Here is a 15378-nt window from a genome sequence, read left to right as displayed (position 1 = left end):
GGCCGGAGACCACGGAAGAGATGTGGCGAGCCAACGGGATCACCTTTCGGACGGTGTGGCCAGGACTCGGTCGAGGGCTTTGAGCCCGACCTCGAGCTCATCTTCGGTGATCTGCAGCGGTGGGCGGAAGCGGATCGACCGCCCGCCGCATGGGAGGACGAGGACGTGCTCCTCGTGCAACCGGGCGATCGCGGCGTCGCGGGAGGCCGAGTCCGGCAGGTCGAAGGCGCACATCAGCCCGCGCCCGCGCACGTTGGACACCGTCGCGGGATGCCGGTCGCCGAGGTTCTGCAGCTGGGTGAGGAACCACTTCCCGGTCCGGGCGGCGTGCTCGAAGAGACCGTCGCGCTCGATGATCTCCAGGATCCGCCGGGACCGGACCATGTCGACCAGCCCGCCACCCCAGGTCGACCCGATGCGGCTCTGGACCCGGAAGACGTTGTCAGGAACCTCGTCGACCCGGCGGCCGGCCATCACACCGCCGACCTGGACCTTCTTGGCGAACGCCACGACGTCCGGCTCGAGTCCCAGTTGCTGGTAGGCCCAGGTGGTGCCGGTCACCCCGACACCGGTCTGCACCTCGTCGAGGACGAACAGGGCGTCGTACTCGTGGCACAGCTGTTGCATCGCCAGCAGGAACTCCGGCCGCATGTGGTTGTCGCCGCCCTCGCCCTGGATCGGTTCGGCGAGGAAGCAGGCGATGTCGTGCGGGTTGGCCTCGAACGCCGCCCGGGCCTGCGCGAGGGCGTGCTGCTCGGCGGCCGCTACCTCGGCGAGGTGGCGTTCGAGCGGGAAGGTGATCACTGGTACGTCGATGCGTGGCCAGCTGAAGCGGGGGTAACGGTCGACCTTGACCGGGTCGGTGTTGGTCAGCGACAAGGTGTAGCCGCTGCGCCCGTGGAAGGCCTTGGTGAGGTGCATGACCTGGGTGCCCAGATCGCGCGACCGGCCGGCCGCCTCGTTGCGGCGGCTCTTCCAGTCGAACGCCGTCTTGAGCGCGTTCTCGACGGCCAGCGCACCGCCTTCGACGAAGAAGAGGTGCGGCAGCGCCGGGTCACCGAGCACCCGGTAGAACGTCTCGCTGAACTCGGCGAGGTGGCTCGAGTAGATGTCGGAGTTCGCCGGCTTGTTCGCGGCGATCTCGGCGAGGGTCGCCATGAACTCCGGATCGTCGACGATGCCGGGCGGGTTGACGCCCAGCGGAGCCGAGGCGAAAAAGGTGTAGAAGTCCAGATACCGGTCTCCGGTGATCGCGTCCACCAGCCATGCTCCGCGGCTGCGTTTGGTGTCCAGGACCAGCCGGAACGCCTCGACCAATAGGTGCTCACCGAGCACATCACGCACTTTCTCGGCGGGTACCTCGACGCTGAGGTAGCCCTTCTCTGCGACGCCTGTCATACCCCCGACACTACGCAGCGCACTGCCCTCCCAGGGTTGGTATCTCAGCGGTCGGCCAGGGACTCGTAGGCGGCGACGGCGGAACCCCGGGCGCCGGCCATGTCCAGATCCGGGACCAGCGCGAAGGTGGCGACCCGTTCCTGCTCCTCCCGCAGTGCGGTGTGCTCCCGCACCTTGGCGAGGAACCACTCCCGGAACGCCGGGGCGGTCTCCACGACTCCGCCGCCCAGGAAGTAGGCATGCGGGTCGCTGTAGTTGGCGGCGATGCTGAACAGCCGGCCGAGAGCCATGGCCTGCTGCTCGAAGATCTTGCGGGCCAGCGCGTCGCCGCTTTCCCCCAACCCCCGGACATTCCGCGCCGCCTTGGCCGTGGATTCGACCGCGCCGAGCTCGTGGCCCTCGAAGCGCGTCAGCCAGTAGGGGAGCAGGTTGTTCTCGATGCCGCACAGCGACGCGATGCTCTCCACATCCCCGACCGAGCCACAGTTGCAGGCCGGAATCGGCTGGCCCTCTTCGAGCAGACCGTGCATCGGAATGTGGACGTGGCCCAGTTCGCCGGCCATCCCCGCGGCGCCCCGGACGACCTGCCCGGATTCGATCACCCCGCCCCCGAGGCCGGTTCCCACGATCGCCGAGATGGACGACCGGGCCGCCGACTGGGCACCGAAATGCGAGTGATGTGCGTAAAGTGCCGCGGCGTTCCCGTCGTTGTTGTAGATGACCGGCAGTCCGATCCGCTCCTGCAGGGCGCCGCGGAAGTCGAATCCGCGCCACGCGAGTTGGGAGAAGTTCGTGGCGCCCTTCGACGAGATCACGCCGTCGGCGCTGGCCGGCCCCGGGGTGTCCAGGCCGACCGCCCGCACCGATGACCTGGCCATCCCGGTCACCTTGAGGACGTTCTCCAGGGCCTGCACGAGGGCCTCGACCGCGATCTCCGGCCCTTCCTGGACGAAGCTGGGTGTCTCGACCAGATGGTCCACGAGGAACCGGCCGGTCGAGTCGAGTGCGGTCGCGTTGTTGTTGGTCCCGCCGTTGTCGAGTCCGACGACGGCCCAGGTCGCTGCTGTGCTCATCCTCGGAAATGTAGCCGCTCGGCCCAGGACGGTCGGCGGCCGAGGCACCCGAGGCCGCCCCGGTATGGTCTTGGCGAGGCAGCATGGGCCCGACCAGCCACACACCGAGGCCCATCCACCGAGGCCCATACGCAGAGGCCGCAGAGGCAGGAGGCGTCATGGCGAGGGTCCGTCGACACCCGGAGTCCGGCCGATCCGGGTCCGACCTGCTCGGCATCTACCTCAACGATCATCTGGCCGGATCGACCAGCGGCCTCGAACTGGCCCGCCGGGTGGCCGCGGCCCACCGCGGGACGCCTATGGGCGGCACGCTGGCGCCGTTCGTCGATGACATCACCGAGGATCGTGGCGCCCTGCTCGACATCATGACCAAGCTCGGCGTACCGGTCCGGCACTACAAGGTCTGGTCGGCCTGGGCCGCCGAGAAGGTCACCCGCCTCAAGCTCAACGGCGAGCTGTTGGGCCGGTCACCGCTGAGCTCCCTCATCGAACTGGAGACGCTGCGGTTGGGTGTCGAGGGCAAGGCCGCGTGCTGGCGCTCGCTGCGTTCCTTGGCGGAGCGCGACGGCCGGTTCGACGCCCAACGGCTCGACCTCCTGCTCGAGCGGGCGCACGACCAGATCGAGACGCTGGAGGACCTTCGCGTGCAGACCTCTCACGAGATATTCATGTCCGCGGCGCCGTGACCCCGGTCTGCAAATAGTCGAGCGCCCGGTCGAGGTTGTCCCGCCGATCTTCCGTGGAGTCCAGCACGAGCCGTTCGTCCTGCCACTGCTCGTATTCCTTCCGGCGCTCCTGCACCGACTCCCAGGTCGGTTCGTAGAAGCCTTCGATGTCCCGGCGCCGGCCCTCGAGCCGGCGGCGGTGCAGATCCTCATCGGTGCAGACGACCTCGATGACCCGCATCTGCGTGCCGGTACGGCGGGCCGCCTCGCGCCACATGTTCCGCGCGATCTCGATCTCGCTCACAGCATCGACGATCGCGGTGAGCCCCAGGGCGAGCTGATGCGCTGCCAACGTCGCGGCCACCTCATAGGCCGCCACTCCGGTCTCGTGGCTCGCCGGTACACCCGCACGCCAGATCGCCGCCTCGATCGGATCGACCGAGAAGACGGGTACCCCCAACGTCTCGCCGACGGCGTCGGCGACGGTGCTCTTTCCGGTTCCGGGCAGGCCACAGACGACGATCAGCACGCCCGCATGATCCACGACGTACCCGACCGGCCGCCACCGCAGTGGGGGAGGATCGTGCGATGACCGATCGGGAGCGGACCGTGTCGCCGGTCGTCCGGCAGAAGGCGCTGCACCTCGGCGCGGCTGGCGAGGACTGGCTCGCCGGGTTGACCGACCTGATCGCCGAGCTCGAGAAGGCGTGGTCGATCCAGGTCGGGGAGCCGCTCGGGGGAGGGTTCACCGGCTACGTCGCGATGGCCCGTAAGCCCGACGGGACGGACGCGGTCGTCAAGGTGTGTCTCCCCGACCCGCTCTTCGCCCGCGAGGTGCGCACGATCGCGGCGGCCCGCGGGCGCGGCTACGTCGAGCTCTACGCCCACGACCCGGACCGCCGGGCCATGCTGCTCGAGGCGCTCGGACCGACGCTGAATCGGAGCGGCCTCTCACCCGAGTCTCAGATCGAGATCCTCTGCGACCTGCTGCGCCGGGCATGGGAGGTCCCGCGGGACACCGACCCGTCGGCCGATCCGGCAATGGACAAGGCGAGTGCACTCGCCTCGTCGGTCGCCGGGCTGTGGGAGGAGCTCGACCGGCCCTGTCCTGAACAGGTGGTCTCGCGGGCACTGGAGTTCGCGGCGCGCCGTGCGGCCGCCTTCGACGCCGGTCGGTGCGTCGTCGTACACGGGGATGCGGCGCCGGCCAACGCGCTGCGCACGAACCTGCCCCGCCCGGGTGCGGAGTCCGGCTTCGTCTTCGTCGACCCGGACGGGTTCGTCGGCGACCCGACGTATGACCTCGGCGTGGCGCTGCGCGACTGGTGCCCGGAGTTGCAGGCGGCGGCCGAGCCACAGATCCTGGCCCGCCGCTACAGCCGGCTGATGGCGACCCGTACCGGAATGGACGAGACGGCGATCTGGGAGTGGGGCTTCCTGGAACGGGTGTCGACCGGGCTGTACGCGCTGCAGGTCGGTGGCGAAGAACTCGGCCGGCCGCATCTGACCACCGCCGAGCAGCTGCTCTGACGCCGCCCCCCATTCCGCCGCTCCCATTCGGCATCAACGTGACGTTGATGCCGCTAGATGCCTTGAACGTGACGTTCAAGCCGAATGAAGGGGCGGCGGCCAGCCGTCAGTGCGTGAGCGCGCGTGCGTGCAGCGCCGTCACGGCCTCTCGTGCGGACAGGATCGCGCCGTGCTGCCAGGCGTCCATGTAGGAGAGCCAGTCGCCGGCGAAGAGAACCCGTCCAGCCGGCTTTGCCAACGGCTTGAGGACCGGCGCATCCGGCGTGTTGTCCGGCAGGCTGTGCCAGGCGCCTTCCAGGTGCGGGATGTAGCGCCAGGACTGGGAGAAGGATGACGCCAACTCGGTGCGGTACTTCGGTCCGTAGATCCGCTCGCCGAGCATCACCGCCCGGTCCGCACGCTGCTTGGGCGTCATCTTTCCGTAGGTGTCGGCGTCCGAGCCGGTGTTGTAGTAGCCGACGATGACGCCGCGCTCACCGTGGTAGCCGTACGACGGGTGCCAGACGTGGGCCAGATCCATGTCGGTCTCGGTGATGCCGCCGTAGATCCGGTGGTCGGTTTCCCACCAGCGGCTCTTGTACTCCAGACCGATCTTGCTCGACGACGACGGCGTGATCGAGGTCAGAGCCGTCTGCACGTCGTCGCCGAGGTTGTGCGGGAGCCGAGCGAGAAGATGCGGCGGCATTGCGGATATGCAGTAGTCCGCGCGGATTTCGTGCTCGCGCCCGCCGTCGTCCCGGTAGGTGACCCGTACCCCGTCGTCGGCCTGGGTGATCCCCGTCGCCTGAGCACCCAGCTTGACCTTCTCCGGCCCGATCGCGCGGGTCAGCGCCTGGGGAATCTGGTCCATTCCGCCGACCGGCTGGAACATCAGCATCGCCTGGTCGAACTCGAATTCGAACGCGAAGTACCGGCCGACCGCCGAAGCGAAGACGGCGGAGACGTCGGGTGTCGGGGACAGCGGTGAGCCGGGTGCTCCGGCGGCGCCCGGATACGGGTCGTAGCCCCGGCGGGTGCTCCCGGTGTAGGCGTAACCGTCCGACTTGGCGCCGATGTCTCCCCATCCCTCGAGGAAGGACAGCAGGCGTTCCTGGTCCACCGCGGTGAGCTCCTGGTCCAGGGCACCCTGCGAGCTCGCCTTGGCGAGAAGCTCGGCGACGTATCCGTAGACGTCGGCCTTGGCGGTGCGGTAGCGCATGGGGTTGCCCGGCGTCATCCCGGAGTTCTCGTTGTAGATGTAAGCGTCGGCGTTGGAGTTGGTGAAGACCTCGATCGGCACCCCGAGTTCGCGGCAGTAGTCGAGGGTGACCATCCATTGGGCCAGTCGCGCGGGGCCGCAGTTCACGTACTGGCCCGCACTGAACTTCGCCACCTGACGCTGCCCGAAGAGGTCGGTCTGCTCGGTACCCGCCCGCGCGGTGAAGTTGCGCCCTCCGGTCCGGCTGCGCGGTTCGAGGATCGAGCACCGGTAGCCCGCCTTGCCCAGCTCGTACGCCGAGACGAGCCCAGCGACTCCGCCGCCGAGGATGATGACGCTGCCGGCGTTGCGCCCGGAGAGATGGAAGTCCGAGGCCTGCGGAGGGGTGAACGCGGGCGTCGCCGCGTCGGCGGCCGTCGGGGCGAGTCCCAGCGTCCCCATGGCCGACAGCATCGTCCCGGCGCCGCCGGTGACTCCGACGGCCTGCAGGAACTTTCGTCGACTGAGCCCAGGTGCTGATGGCTGCGGCATGTGGGTCCTCCGTGGGTTGTGCGCCGTACCCCGACTGAGCGGCCCATGGTGGTCTTTCGGTATTGCAGGGACGTGTCCGACAATTGCCCCACTGTTAACGATGCGACTCGTCGCACCCGCGTGTACGCCGACGTCGGCCATCTCCTATTCCGCGCCAACGTGACGTTGATGCGGCTAGACCGCTTGAACGTGACGTTCAAGCGGAATGGATGGTCGGCGACAGGTGCGAAACTGACCGGCGTGACGACTGAGCAACGGGCGGACGACGAGGACGTGCGCGCGACCCTTCGGGCCGCGCAGGTGTCGGACAGCCGGTCGATCGCGCAGTTCCACACCCGGTGCTGGCGGGAGGCCTACCGGGGGCTGGTTCCGCAGGACTACCTGGACCGTGTCGACGTCGACGACCGGGCGGTCCGGTGGCGCGACCGGCTGGTCAACGGCGGCCGCCGGGCCGTCGTCGCCGAGGTGGGCGGACAGATCGTGGGCGTCGTCAGCTGGGCGCGGAGCCGCGACGCCGGGTCGGCGCCACCGCTCGAGCTGAAGAGCCTGTACGTCGCGGCGGCGTACCGCGGCTCAGGGATCGCCGCAGACCTCCTCGACCGCGCCGTCGGGACCAAGGCCGCGCACCTCTGGGTCTTCGAGGACAACCCGAGGGCACACCAGTTCTACCGCAAGCACGGTTTCGCGCCCGATGGCGAGCGGGATGTGGACGCCGACACCGGCCTCTGGGAGTTACGGATGGTCCGCGGCCGGTAACGGCGAGCTGGGGGCGCAGGGCGGCCGCGGTGATTACGGGCTGGTTCAGCGGGTAGGTGACGGTGCACGCCGGCTGGGGTCCGGCATCTGTTGCCCACGTTCGAGACGTCCCATCCAGGAGGAAGTCGTGAGTAGTGGCACCGTTGTGCTGATCGTCGTTCTCGTGGTCCTGATCGTGCTGGCTGTGGTGCTTGTGGCCGCCAGGAAGAGCACGCAGACCAAGCGAGACAACCGGAACCGAGAGCAAGCGGAGGAGATCCGGACTCGCGCAGTCTCCGACGAAAGGGCGGCACGCAGGCACGAGGCCGAGGCGGCCGAGAAGGAAGCGCTCGCGCAGCAGGCCCGCGCAGAGTCCGACCGCCAGGCCGCCACCGCGGAGAAGCTTCAGGTGCAGGCCGAGGAGCGTGGCGAGCACGCCTCGCGCCGCCAGGCCGATCAGCAGGAGCGGCTGCGCGCCGCCGACGAGGTCGACCCGGACGTCCCGGCCGAGGGTCGTGACGCACGTGTCGACGACGACCAGACCGTGGGCGCGGGTCGCCACTCCGTCGAGAACCCGCCCGCGGTCGATGACAGCGAGCCCGAGGATCGCCGCACGGTGGCCGAACGACGCGACGTGAACGATGACCGCGACGCCGTCGAGCGCCCGCGGGACGACGCCGGAACCCACCGCGCGTAGGTCACGCCCAGCACGAAAACTCGATGCGCAGGACCACGCGGCGCTTCTGAATGCGGCTCGCCGGGATCGGTAATCCCTACCGATAAGGCCGGGAATGCCGGGTGGAGGATGGCGGTTGACCCCCTAACTGCGACGACAGGGAGCGACATGACCGTTCAGGACATCGACACCTTCGTAGCCACCTGGGAGGGCTGGCACGGCGAGCACGACGCAGCGCTCGGCGACCCACACGGGTTTCTCGCCATCACCCAGCTGCACTACCTCTCCGGCGAGCCGACCAGGCTCGCGGACGCGCCCGGTGTCTGGAGCACCGGCGTCGACGGTGTGACGGTGGCCTTGGACGACGGCGAGGAGCTGGTCGTCGACGACGTGCCCGTGCACGGCACCCACCACTTCGGCGTCATCCCGGAACGTGGCGGCATCAATGTGGTCTTCGGCGACGCGGTGATCGAGGTCGCCAAGCGCGGGGGCAATGACATCGTGCGACCCCGCCATCCGGACAACCCGCTGCGGGTCGCCTTCGCCGGGACGCCGGCTTACGCACCGGACCCGCGCTGGGTGGTCACGGGTCGCTTCCGGCCGTTCGACTCGCCGCGCCCGGTCACGGTCGGCGCCGTGGTCGAGGGTCTGCAGCACGTCTACGACTCGCCCGGCCGGATCGAGTTCACGCTGGAGGGTGCGGACCTGACCCTCACGGCTTTCAACGGAAAGAAGCCCGGCACCCTGTCGGTGCTCTTCACCGACGCCACGTCCGGTGTGACGACGTACGCCGCCAATCGGTCCCTGCAGATCGACGCGCCCGACGACGACGGACTGGTGACGCTGGACTTCAACCGGGCCGCTAATCTGCCCTGCGCATACACCGATCTCGCGACGTGCCCGCTTCCGCCGGCCGAGAACCGGCTGCCGGTCGCCGTCGAGGCGGGCGACAAGATCCCGCACGAGCGGGCCGGTTGACGGCAGCGACTGAGGGTGCCCCCGGCAGGATTCGAACCTGCGCACCCGCCTCCGGAGGGCGGTGCTCTATCCCCTGAGCTACGGGGGCCAGGGACGTCGAGAGGCTATCAGCCTGGAGGGCGTGTCCCGCCGCGGCGGTGCGCCGGTCGCGCCCGGCCGGCTGGAACGCAGTGCAGCCTGGTGCCCTCTCCCCGGTAGCCTTGCAGGAGTGACTCCCGCCGACCTTGCCGAGGCCATCCGCGACGCGCTCCAGAAGGCCGTCGACGATGGCGCGTTGCACGTTCCGGTGCCCGATGAGGTGGTCGTGGAGCGGCCCCGTAACCGGGACCACGGGGACTACGCCACCAACGTCGCGATGCGGCTGGCGAAGCCCGCCGGCCGGCCACCGCGCGAGGTCGCCGAAATGCTCGCCAGTCGTCTCCTCACCCATGACGGGATCACCGAGGTCGAAGTCGCCGGACCCGGATTCCTCAACATCACCCTCGCCCAGGCGGCGCTCGGCGAGCTGGCCCGCACCGTCGTCACGGCCGGCCAGGCGTACGGGCGGACCGACGAGCTCGCCGGCCAGAAGATCAACCTCGAGTTCGTCTCGGCCAACCCGGTGGGGCCGGTGCACATCGGGGCGGTGCGCTGGGCGGCCGTGGGCGACGCCGTCGCCCGGCTGCTCGCCGCCGGAGGTGCTGAGGTCACCCGGGAGTACTACTTCAACGACGCCGGTGGCCAGATCGACCGATTCGCCGCGTCGCTCTACGCCGCCGCGACCGGGCGGCCGATTCCGGAGAACGGCTACCGGGGCGACTACATCGCCGAGATCGCCGACCGCGTGGTCGCGGCCAACCCCGGGGTGCTCGATGCGCCGGAGGACAAGGCCGTCGAGGTGTTCCGCCGCGACGGCGTCCAGATGATGTTCACCGAGATCAAGCAGTCGCTCGCCAGCTTCGGCGTCGTCTTCGACGTCTACTTCAACGAGAACGAGTTGCACACCTCCGGGGCGATCGACGACACGGTGCAGCGACTGCGCGACTCCGGCCACGTCTACGAGGCTGATGGCGCGGTGTGGCTGCGTACGACCGACTTCGGCGATGACAAGGACCGCGTCATCGTGCGCAGCAACGGCCGTCCGACCTACTTCAACGCCGACCTGGCCTACTACGTCGACAAGCGCGAACGCGGCTTCGACCGGGCAGTGATCATTCTCGGCGCCGACCACCACGGCTACGTCGGGCGGATGCGTGCGCTGGTCGCCGGCCTCGGCGAGGACCCCGACCGGACGCTGGAGATCCTGATCGGCCAGATGGTCACGCTGCACGGCGGCAAGATGTCCAAGCGGGCCGGCAACCTGCTGACCCTCGACGACCTGGTCGCCGCGATCGGGGTCGACGCCGCGCGTTATGCACTGGTGCGCTGGTCGATGGACTCGACGATCGACCTCGACCTCGATCTGTGGGCGAGCGCCACCAGCGACAACCCCGTGTTCTACGTGCAATACGCGCACGCCCGGCTCGCCTCGTTGCAGCGCAATGCGGCCGAGCTCGGGATCGAGCGGGGTGATGATTTCGACCCGGCACTGCTCGGCCACCCGCAGGAGACCGACCTGCTCGCCGCACTCGGCGAATATCCGCGGGTGGTCGCCTCGGCCGCGGAGTTGCGCGAGCCGCACCGGGTCGCCCGCTACCTCGAGTCGCTCGCCGGCACCTATCACCGCTTCTACGACGCCTGCCGGGTCCTGCCGCAGGGCGACGACGAGGCGACCCCTCTGACCGGTGCCCGGCTGTGGCTCTGCGAGGCGACGCGGGTGGTGCTCGCCAACGGTCTCGGTCTGCTGGGTGTGAGCGCGCCCGAGCGGATGTGAACCGGCCGTGAGAACGCATGAAGCCGGAGCGCTGCACGCCGACGTGACCCAGGCACCGGCCGGCCTACCGCGGCCGGCCGACGACCTCTCCGAGCTCGCTCCGACGGTGTGGCCGAAGGGGCTGCACCGCGGCGCCGACGGCGCGCTGCTCGCCGCCGGCGTCGACGTCCGCGATCTGGCCGCGGAGTTCGGGACACCGGCCTACGTCGTCGACGAGGCCGACTTCCGGCACCGGTGCGCCGACTTCCTCGCCGCGTTCGACGGCGCCGACGTGCACTACGCGACGAAGGCGTTCTGCTGCCTCGAGGTGCTCCGCTGGGTCGATCAGGAGGGCCTGGGACTCGACGTCTGCACCGGCGGTGAACTCACGGCCGCCTTGCGCGCCGGGTTCCCCGTCGAGCGGATCGCCGTACACGGCAACAACAAATCGGTCTCCGAGCTCGAACGTGCCGTCGATGCCGGCGTCGGGCGGATCGTGGTCGACTCCTTCGTCGAGATCGCGCGGCTGGCGGCGATCGCCGACCGGCGCGGCATCCGGCAGCCGGTCCTGGTCCGCGCGACCGTCGGGGTCGAGGCGCACACCCACGAGTTCATCGCGACCGCACACGAAGACCAGAAGTTCGGCTTCTCACTCGCCTCCGGTGCGGCGTTGGAGGCGGTACGCCGGGTCGAGGGTCACCGTTCCCTCGACCTCGTCGGGATCCACAGCCACATCGGCTCGCAGATCTTCGACACCGCGGCCTTCGAGGTCTCCGCGCACCGCGCTGTGGAGCTGCTCGCGCAGATGCGCGACCAACTCGGGGTGACGGTGCCGCTGCTCGACCTCGGTGGCGGGCTCGGCATCGCCTACACCGCCGCCGACGACCCGATCTCGGTGGAGAACGTCGCCGCGCAGCTCGTCGGAATAGTCCGGCGGGAATGCGCGGCGATCGGTTACCCGTTGCCCAAGCTCGCCGTCGAACCCGGCCGGGCGATCGCCGGCCCGGGCACCGTCACCCTCTACGAGGTCGGCACCGTCAAGAACGTCGACGACCTGCGTACCTACGTCGCGGTCGACGGGGGAATGAGCGACAACATCCGGACCGCGCTCTACGACGCCACCTACACCTGCACGCTCGCCTCCCGCGTCTCGTCGGCGCCGCCGATGCTGGCTCGCGTGGCCGGAAAGCACTGTGAGAGCGGGGATATCGTCGTGCGCGATGCCTGGCTGCCGGCCGACGTGGTCCCCGGCGACCTACTCGCCGTCGCCGCGACCGGGGCCTATTGCCGGAGCATGGCGAGCAACTACAACCACGTGCCGCGACCGCCGGTGGTGGCGGTGCGCGACGGGGTCGCCCGGCTGATCGTCCGGCGCGAGACCGAGGACGACCTGCTCCGCCTCGACGTCGTGACCCAGGAGGCGCGATGACCGCGCCGATCCGGGTCGCTCTCCTCGGCTGCGGCGTCGTCGGCAGCCAGGTCGTCCGGCTGATCGAAGAACAGGCGGACGATCTTGCCGCCCGGGTCGGCGCGTCGGTGCAGCTGGCCGGGATCGCCGTACGCCGCCCGCAGCGACACCATGACGTGCCGGACGGGCTGCTCACCGCCGACGCCCAGGAGTTGGTGACCCGGTCCGACGTCGACGTCGTCGTGGAGGTGATCGGCGGTATCGAGCCGGCCCGGTCGCTGCTGCTCACCGCCATGAAGGCGGGCAAGTCGGTGGTGACCGCCAACAAGGCGCTGCTCGCCGAGGACGGCGCGGCACTGCACGCCGCGGCCCGCGCGAGTGACGTCGACCTCTACTTCGAGGCGTCGGTCGGCGGCGCGATCCCGTTGCTACGCCCGTTGCGCGAGTCGCTCGCCGGCGACCGGATCACCCGCGTGATGGGCATCGTCAACGGCACCACCAACTTCGTGCTGTCCCGGATGGACGAGACGGGGACCGGCTTCGGGGAAGCGCTGGAGGAGGCGACGGCGCTCGGCTACGCCGAGGCCGATCCCACCTCCGACATCGACGGCTTCGATGCGGCGGCGAAGGCCGCGATCCTCGCCGAGCTCGCCTTCCACACCCGGGTGACCGCGGGCGACGTACACCGCGAGGGCATCTCCGGCGTCACCTCGGCGGACGTCGTGAGCGCGCAGAGCATGGGGTGCACGATCAAGGCGCTGGCGATCTGCGAGCGGCTCACCGATCCGGGCGGGGAATCGGTGGCCGTGCGGGTGCACCCGGCGATGATCCCGCGCACGCACCCGTTGGCCGGTGTGGGTGACGCCTTCAACGCCGTCTTCGTCGAGGGCGACGCCGCCGGACAGCTGATGTTCTACGGCCGGGGCGCGGGCGGCCCACCCACCGCGAGCGCCGTGCTCGGAGACCTGGTGGCCGTCGCCCGCAACCGGGTGGCCGGCCGGCGCGGGGCGGGGGAGTCTGCCTACGCCGACCTGCCGGTGCGCCCGATCGGCGAGACGTTGACCCGCTACCACGTCAGCCTCGACGTCCGGGACCGCGCCGGTGTGCTGGCCGCCGTCGCGCAGGCCTTCGCCGAACACGACGTGAGCATCTCGACGGTGCGGCAGGAGGGCCGCGGGGACGACGCGACCCTCGTGCTGGTCAGCCATGTCGCCCCCGATGCGGCGTTGTCGCAGACGGTGCAGGATCTGCGTGGGCTCGACGTGGTCCGCGAGGTCACCAGCGTGATGCGGGTGGAGGGGGAGGCGGTCACATGACGTGGCACGGGGTCATTGCGGAATACGCCGACCGGCTTCCCGTCTCCCGGGACGACCGGGTGGTCACCCTCTACGAGGGTGGGACGCCGCTGCTCGCCGCGCCGGAGCTGTCCCGGCGTACCGACTGCGAGGTGCTGCTGAAGGTCGAGGGAGCCAACCCGACCGGTTCCTTCAAGGACCGGGGCATGACGGTGGCGATCACCAAGGCCGTGGCCGCCGGGAGTCAGGCGGTGATCTGCGCGAGCACCGGCAACACCAGCGCGAGTGCGTCGGCCTACGCCGTGCGCGCCGGCCTGACCTGTGCCGTCCTGGTCCCGCAGGGCAAGATCGCCCTGGGCAAGCTCGCGCAGGCCCTGGTGCACGGCGCGCGGCTGCTGCAGGTCGACGGGTCGTTCGACGACTGCCTGACGCTGGCCCGCGACCTCGCCGACCACTATCCGGTGACGCTGGTCAACTCGGTCAACCCGGACCGGATCGAGGGCCAGAAGACGGCCGCGTTCGAGATCTGCGACGCCCTCGGCGGCGCCCCGGACGTGCACTGCCTGCCGGTCGGCAATGCCGGCAACATCACGGCGTACTGGCGGGGCTACGGCGAATACCATCGCGACGGAATCGTCCCGGAGCGGCCGCGGATGTTCGGTTTCCAGGCCTCCGGAGCGGCGCCGATCGTCACCGGCGCCCCCGTCGAGCGGCCGATCACCATCGCCACCGCGATCCGGATCGGCAACCCGGCCTCGTGGGGGTCGGCGATCACGGCGCGGGACGAGTCGAAGGGCCTGATCGACGCGGTGACCGACCGGCAGATCCTCGAGGCCTACCGGCTCCTGGCCCGCAGCGAGGGAGTGTTCGTCGAACCCGCGTCGGCCGCCAGCGTCGCCGGCCTGCTCGCCACCGCCGCCGACGGCCGGCTGCCGACGGGGAGTCGGGTGGTCTGCACAGTGACCGGCAACGGGCTGAAGGATCCCGACTGGGCGATCTCCGGGGCGCCGACGCCGGTGACCGTGCCGATCGACGCCGCGGCCGCGGCCGCGGCGCTCGGATTGGTGTGAGTTCCAGCACGCCCGGGCGGGTGCGGGTGCGGGTGCGGGTCCCGGCGACCAGCGCCAACCTCGGCCCCGGCTTCGACGCCTTCGGTCTGGCGCTGGGGCTCTACGACGAGGTCGAGGCGGAGGTCGCCGCTGACGGCGTCGAGGTCACCGTGGAGGGGGAGGGAGCCGCCGACCTGCCCCGCGACGGGCGGCATCTCGTGGCGGTCGCCGCCCGGGCGGCGACCGAGGCGATGAATGCGCGGCTGCCGGGGCTCCGGCTGCGGTGCACGAATCGGATTCCGCAGGCCCGGGGGCTCGGTTCCTCGGCGGCGGCCATCGTCGCCGGCGTGCTGGCCGCGCGGGGGCTGATCGAGGACGGCGTACGGCTGCTGGACGACGACGCGACCCTCGCCCTGGCCGCCCGCCTCGACGGCCATCCCGACAACGTCGCCGCGTGTCTGTGGGGAGGATTGACCCTGGCGTGGCGGGCCGACGGGCACGATCACGCGGTCCGGCTCGAGCCCAACGCCGGGGTCGCCCCGGTTGTCTTCGTGCCGCCCTACACGTCGTCGACCGCGCAGACCCGTGGGCTGCTCCCGGCCACGGTGCCGCACGCAGATGCCGCCCACACGGCCGGCCGGGCCGCCCTGCTGGTCCATGCGCTCACCACGGCGCCCGCCCTGCTGATGGCGGCGACCGACGACCGGCTCCACCAGCCCTACCGGGCACCCGCGATGCCGGAGTCGGCGAAGCTGGTGACCCGGCTGCGCGAGGCCGGACTGCCGGCGGTGATCTCCGGGGCGGGACCGAGCGTGCTGGTCTTCCTGCCAGCCGGGGAAGCCGCCGGCGACCGGATCGAGGATTGGGCCCCGCCGCGCTGGACGGTCGCCCGACCGGCGATCGACCATGCCGGCGCCCGGGCGACGCAGGGTACCTGACCGGGCCTCCGGGAATGCGGGTTCGCGGGTCAGTGTTGCCCAGGGTGAGCGGACCGTCTAGTGTTGCTGCATC

General features: G+C 70.4%; 14 protein-coding genes and 1 tRNA gene. 10 read left to right on the top strand and 5 right to left on the bottom strand.

The genetic code is table 11. From position 1 onward, the window contains the following. Positions 1-39: 39 nt before the first annotated feature. Together lat and VGH85_09465 are read right to left on the bottom strand one after the other, a co-directional pair. On the bottom strand, positions 40-1398 hold the full coding sequence (gene lat, locus VGH85_09470) for an L-lysine 6-transaminase (GenBank protein HEY2174022.1): 1359 nt from the start codon (positions 1396-1398) through the stop codon (positions 40-42). A gap of 44 nt (positions 1399-1442) precedes the next feature. After that, positions 1443-2471 (bottom strand): ROK family protein, encoded by a 1029-nt coding sequence (locus VGH85_09465; protein ID HEY2174021.1) that lies wholly within the window; start codon positions 2469-2471, stop codon positions 1443-1445. 158 nt (positions 2472-2629) lie between these two features. On the opposite strand from VGH85_09465, the gene VGH85_09460 reads away from it, so the two are divergent. Further along, on the top strand, positions 2630-3157 hold the full coding sequence (locus VGH85_09460) for a hypothetical protein (protein HEY2174020.1): 528 nt from the start codon (positions 2630-2632) through the stop codon (positions 3155-3157). Here VGH85_09460 and VGH85_09455 read toward each other — a convergent pair. Further along, a complete protein-coding gene (locus VGH85_09455; GenBank protein ID HEY2174019.1) occupies positions 3138-3665 on the bottom strand; it encodes an AAA family ATPase in 528 nt (175 codons plus the stop codon). The two genes, VGH85_09460 and VGH85_09455, sit on opposite strands and share 20 nt — an antisense overlap. A gap of 59 nt (positions 3666-3724) precedes the next feature. Here VGH85_09455 and VGH85_09450 point away from each other — a divergent pair, with 59 nt between their 5' ends. Further along, a complete protein-coding gene (locus tag VGH85_09450) occupies positions 3725-4666 on the top strand; it encodes an aminoglycoside phosphotransferase family protein (GenBank protein HEY2174018.1) in 942 nt (313 codons plus the stop codon). Positions 4667-4772: 106 nt separating this feature from the next. Here VGH85_09450 and VGH85_09445 read toward each other — a convergent pair whose 3' ends face one another. Next, positions 4773-6395, bottom strand: coding sequence for a flavin monoamine oxidase family protein (locus VGH85_09445; GenBank protein ID HEY2174017.1), 1623 nt, complete (start codon positions 6393-6395; stop codon positions 4773-4775). 240 nt (positions 6396-6635) lie between these two features. Between VGH85_09445 and VGH85_09440 the strand changes: the two genes are divergently transcribed. The 3 genes from VGH85_09440 (at position 6636) to VGH85_09430 (ending at position 8784) form a co-directional block, all read left to right on the top strand. Further along, positions 6636-7151 (top strand): GNAT family N-acetyltransferase, encoded by a 516-nt coding sequence (locus VGH85_09440; GenBank protein HEY2174016.1) that lies wholly within the window; start codon positions 6636-6638, stop codon positions 7149-7151. A gap of 145 nt (positions 7152-7296) precedes the next feature. Next, a complete protein-coding gene (locus VGH85_09435) occupies positions 7297-7827 on the top strand; it encodes a hypothetical protein (protein HEY2174015.1) in 531 nt (176 codons plus the stop codon). Positions 7828-7974: 147 nt separating this feature from the next. Beyond that, positions 7975-8784, top strand: a complete 810-nt coding sequence (locus VGH85_09430; GenBank protein ID HEY2174014.1) for a DUF1684 domain-containing protein — start codon at positions 7975-7977, stop codon at positions 8782-8784. A gap of 16 nt (positions 8785-8800) precedes the next feature. Here VGH85_09430 and VGH85_09425 read toward each other — a convergent pair. Continuing rightward, a tRNA-Arg gene (locus VGH85_09425) sits at positions 8801-8872 on the bottom strand. Positions 8873-8992: 120 nt separating this feature from the next. Here VGH85_09425 and argS point away from each other — a divergent pair. Genes argS through thrB form a run of 5 tightly spaced genes read left to right on the top strand, consistent with a single transcriptional unit; the run spans position 8993 to position 15305 of the window. After that, entirely contained in the window at positions 8993-10636 is a 1644-nt protein-coding gene (argS, locus tag VGH85_09420; GenBank protein HEY2174013.1) for an arginine--tRNA ligase, read from the top strand. A 7-nt stretch (positions 10637-10643) separates the two neighbouring features. Continuing rightward, complete coding sequence (gene lysA, locus VGH85_09415) at positions 10644-12044, top strand: diaminopimelate decarboxylase (GenBank protein HEY2174012.1); 1401 nt, start codon at positions 10644-10646, stop codon at positions 12042-12044. After that, entirely contained in the window at positions 12041-13339 is a 1299-nt protein-coding gene (locus VGH85_09410; GenBank protein HEY2174011.1) for a homoserine dehydrogenase, read from the top strand. Before lysA ends, VGH85_09410 begins: the two co-directional genes overlap by 4 nt. Then, a complete protein-coding gene (gene thrC / locus VGH85_09405) occupies positions 13336-14388 on the top strand; it encodes a threonine synthase (protein ID HEY2174010.1) in 1053 nt (350 codons plus the stop codon). Before VGH85_09410 ends, thrC begins: the two co-directional genes overlap by 4 nt. Continuing rightward, entirely contained in the window at positions 14385-15305 is a 921-nt protein-coding gene (gene thrB / locus VGH85_09400) for a homoserine kinase (GenBank protein ID HEY2174009.1), read from the top strand. The genes thrC and thrB overlap by 4 nt, the downstream gene beginning before the upstream one ends. Positions 15306-15378: the final 73 nt, after the last annotated feature.

The sequence above is a fragment of the Mycobacteriales bacterium genome, assembly GCA_036497565.1.
Classification (GTDB): Bacteria; Actinomycetota; Actinomycetes; order Mycobacteriales; family QHCD01; genus DASXJE01.
This window is presented reverse-complemented; position numbering and strand designations above follow the sequence as displayed.

Bases quoted from the DNA above. Each gene is read 5' to 3' on its own strand.
- lat (HEY2174022.1), bottom strand. From the start codon at position 1,398: ATGACAGGCGTCGCAGAGAAGGGCTACCTCAGCGTCGAGGTACCCGCC.
- VGH85_09465 (HEY2174021.1), bottom strand. From the start codon at position 2,471: ATGAGCACAGCAGCGACCTGGGCCGTCGTCGGACTCGACAACGGCGGG.
- VGH85_09460 (HEY2174020.1), top strand. From the start codon at position 2,630: ATGGCGAGGGTCCGTCGACACCCGGAGTCCGGCCGATCCGGGTCCGAC.
- VGH85_09450 (HEY2174018.1), top strand. From the start codon at position 3,725: ATGACCGATCGGGAGCGGACCGTGTCGCCGGTCGTCCGGCAGAAGGCG.
- VGH85_09445 (HEY2174017.1), bottom strand. From the start codon at position 6,395: ATGCCGCAGCCATCAGCACCTGGGCTCAGTCGACGAAAGTTCCTGCAG.
- VGH85_09430 (HEY2174014.1), top strand. From the start codon at position 7,975: ATGACCGTTCAGGACATCGACACCTTCGTAGCCACCTGGGAGGGCTGG.
- VGH85_09410 (HEY2174011.1), top strand. From the start codon at position 12,041: ATGACCGCGCCGATCCGGGTCGCTCTCCTCGGCTGCGGCGTCGTCGGC.
- thrC (HEY2174010.1), top strand. From the start codon at position 13,336: ATGACGTGGCACGGGGTCATTGCGGAATACGCCGACCGGCTTCCCGTC.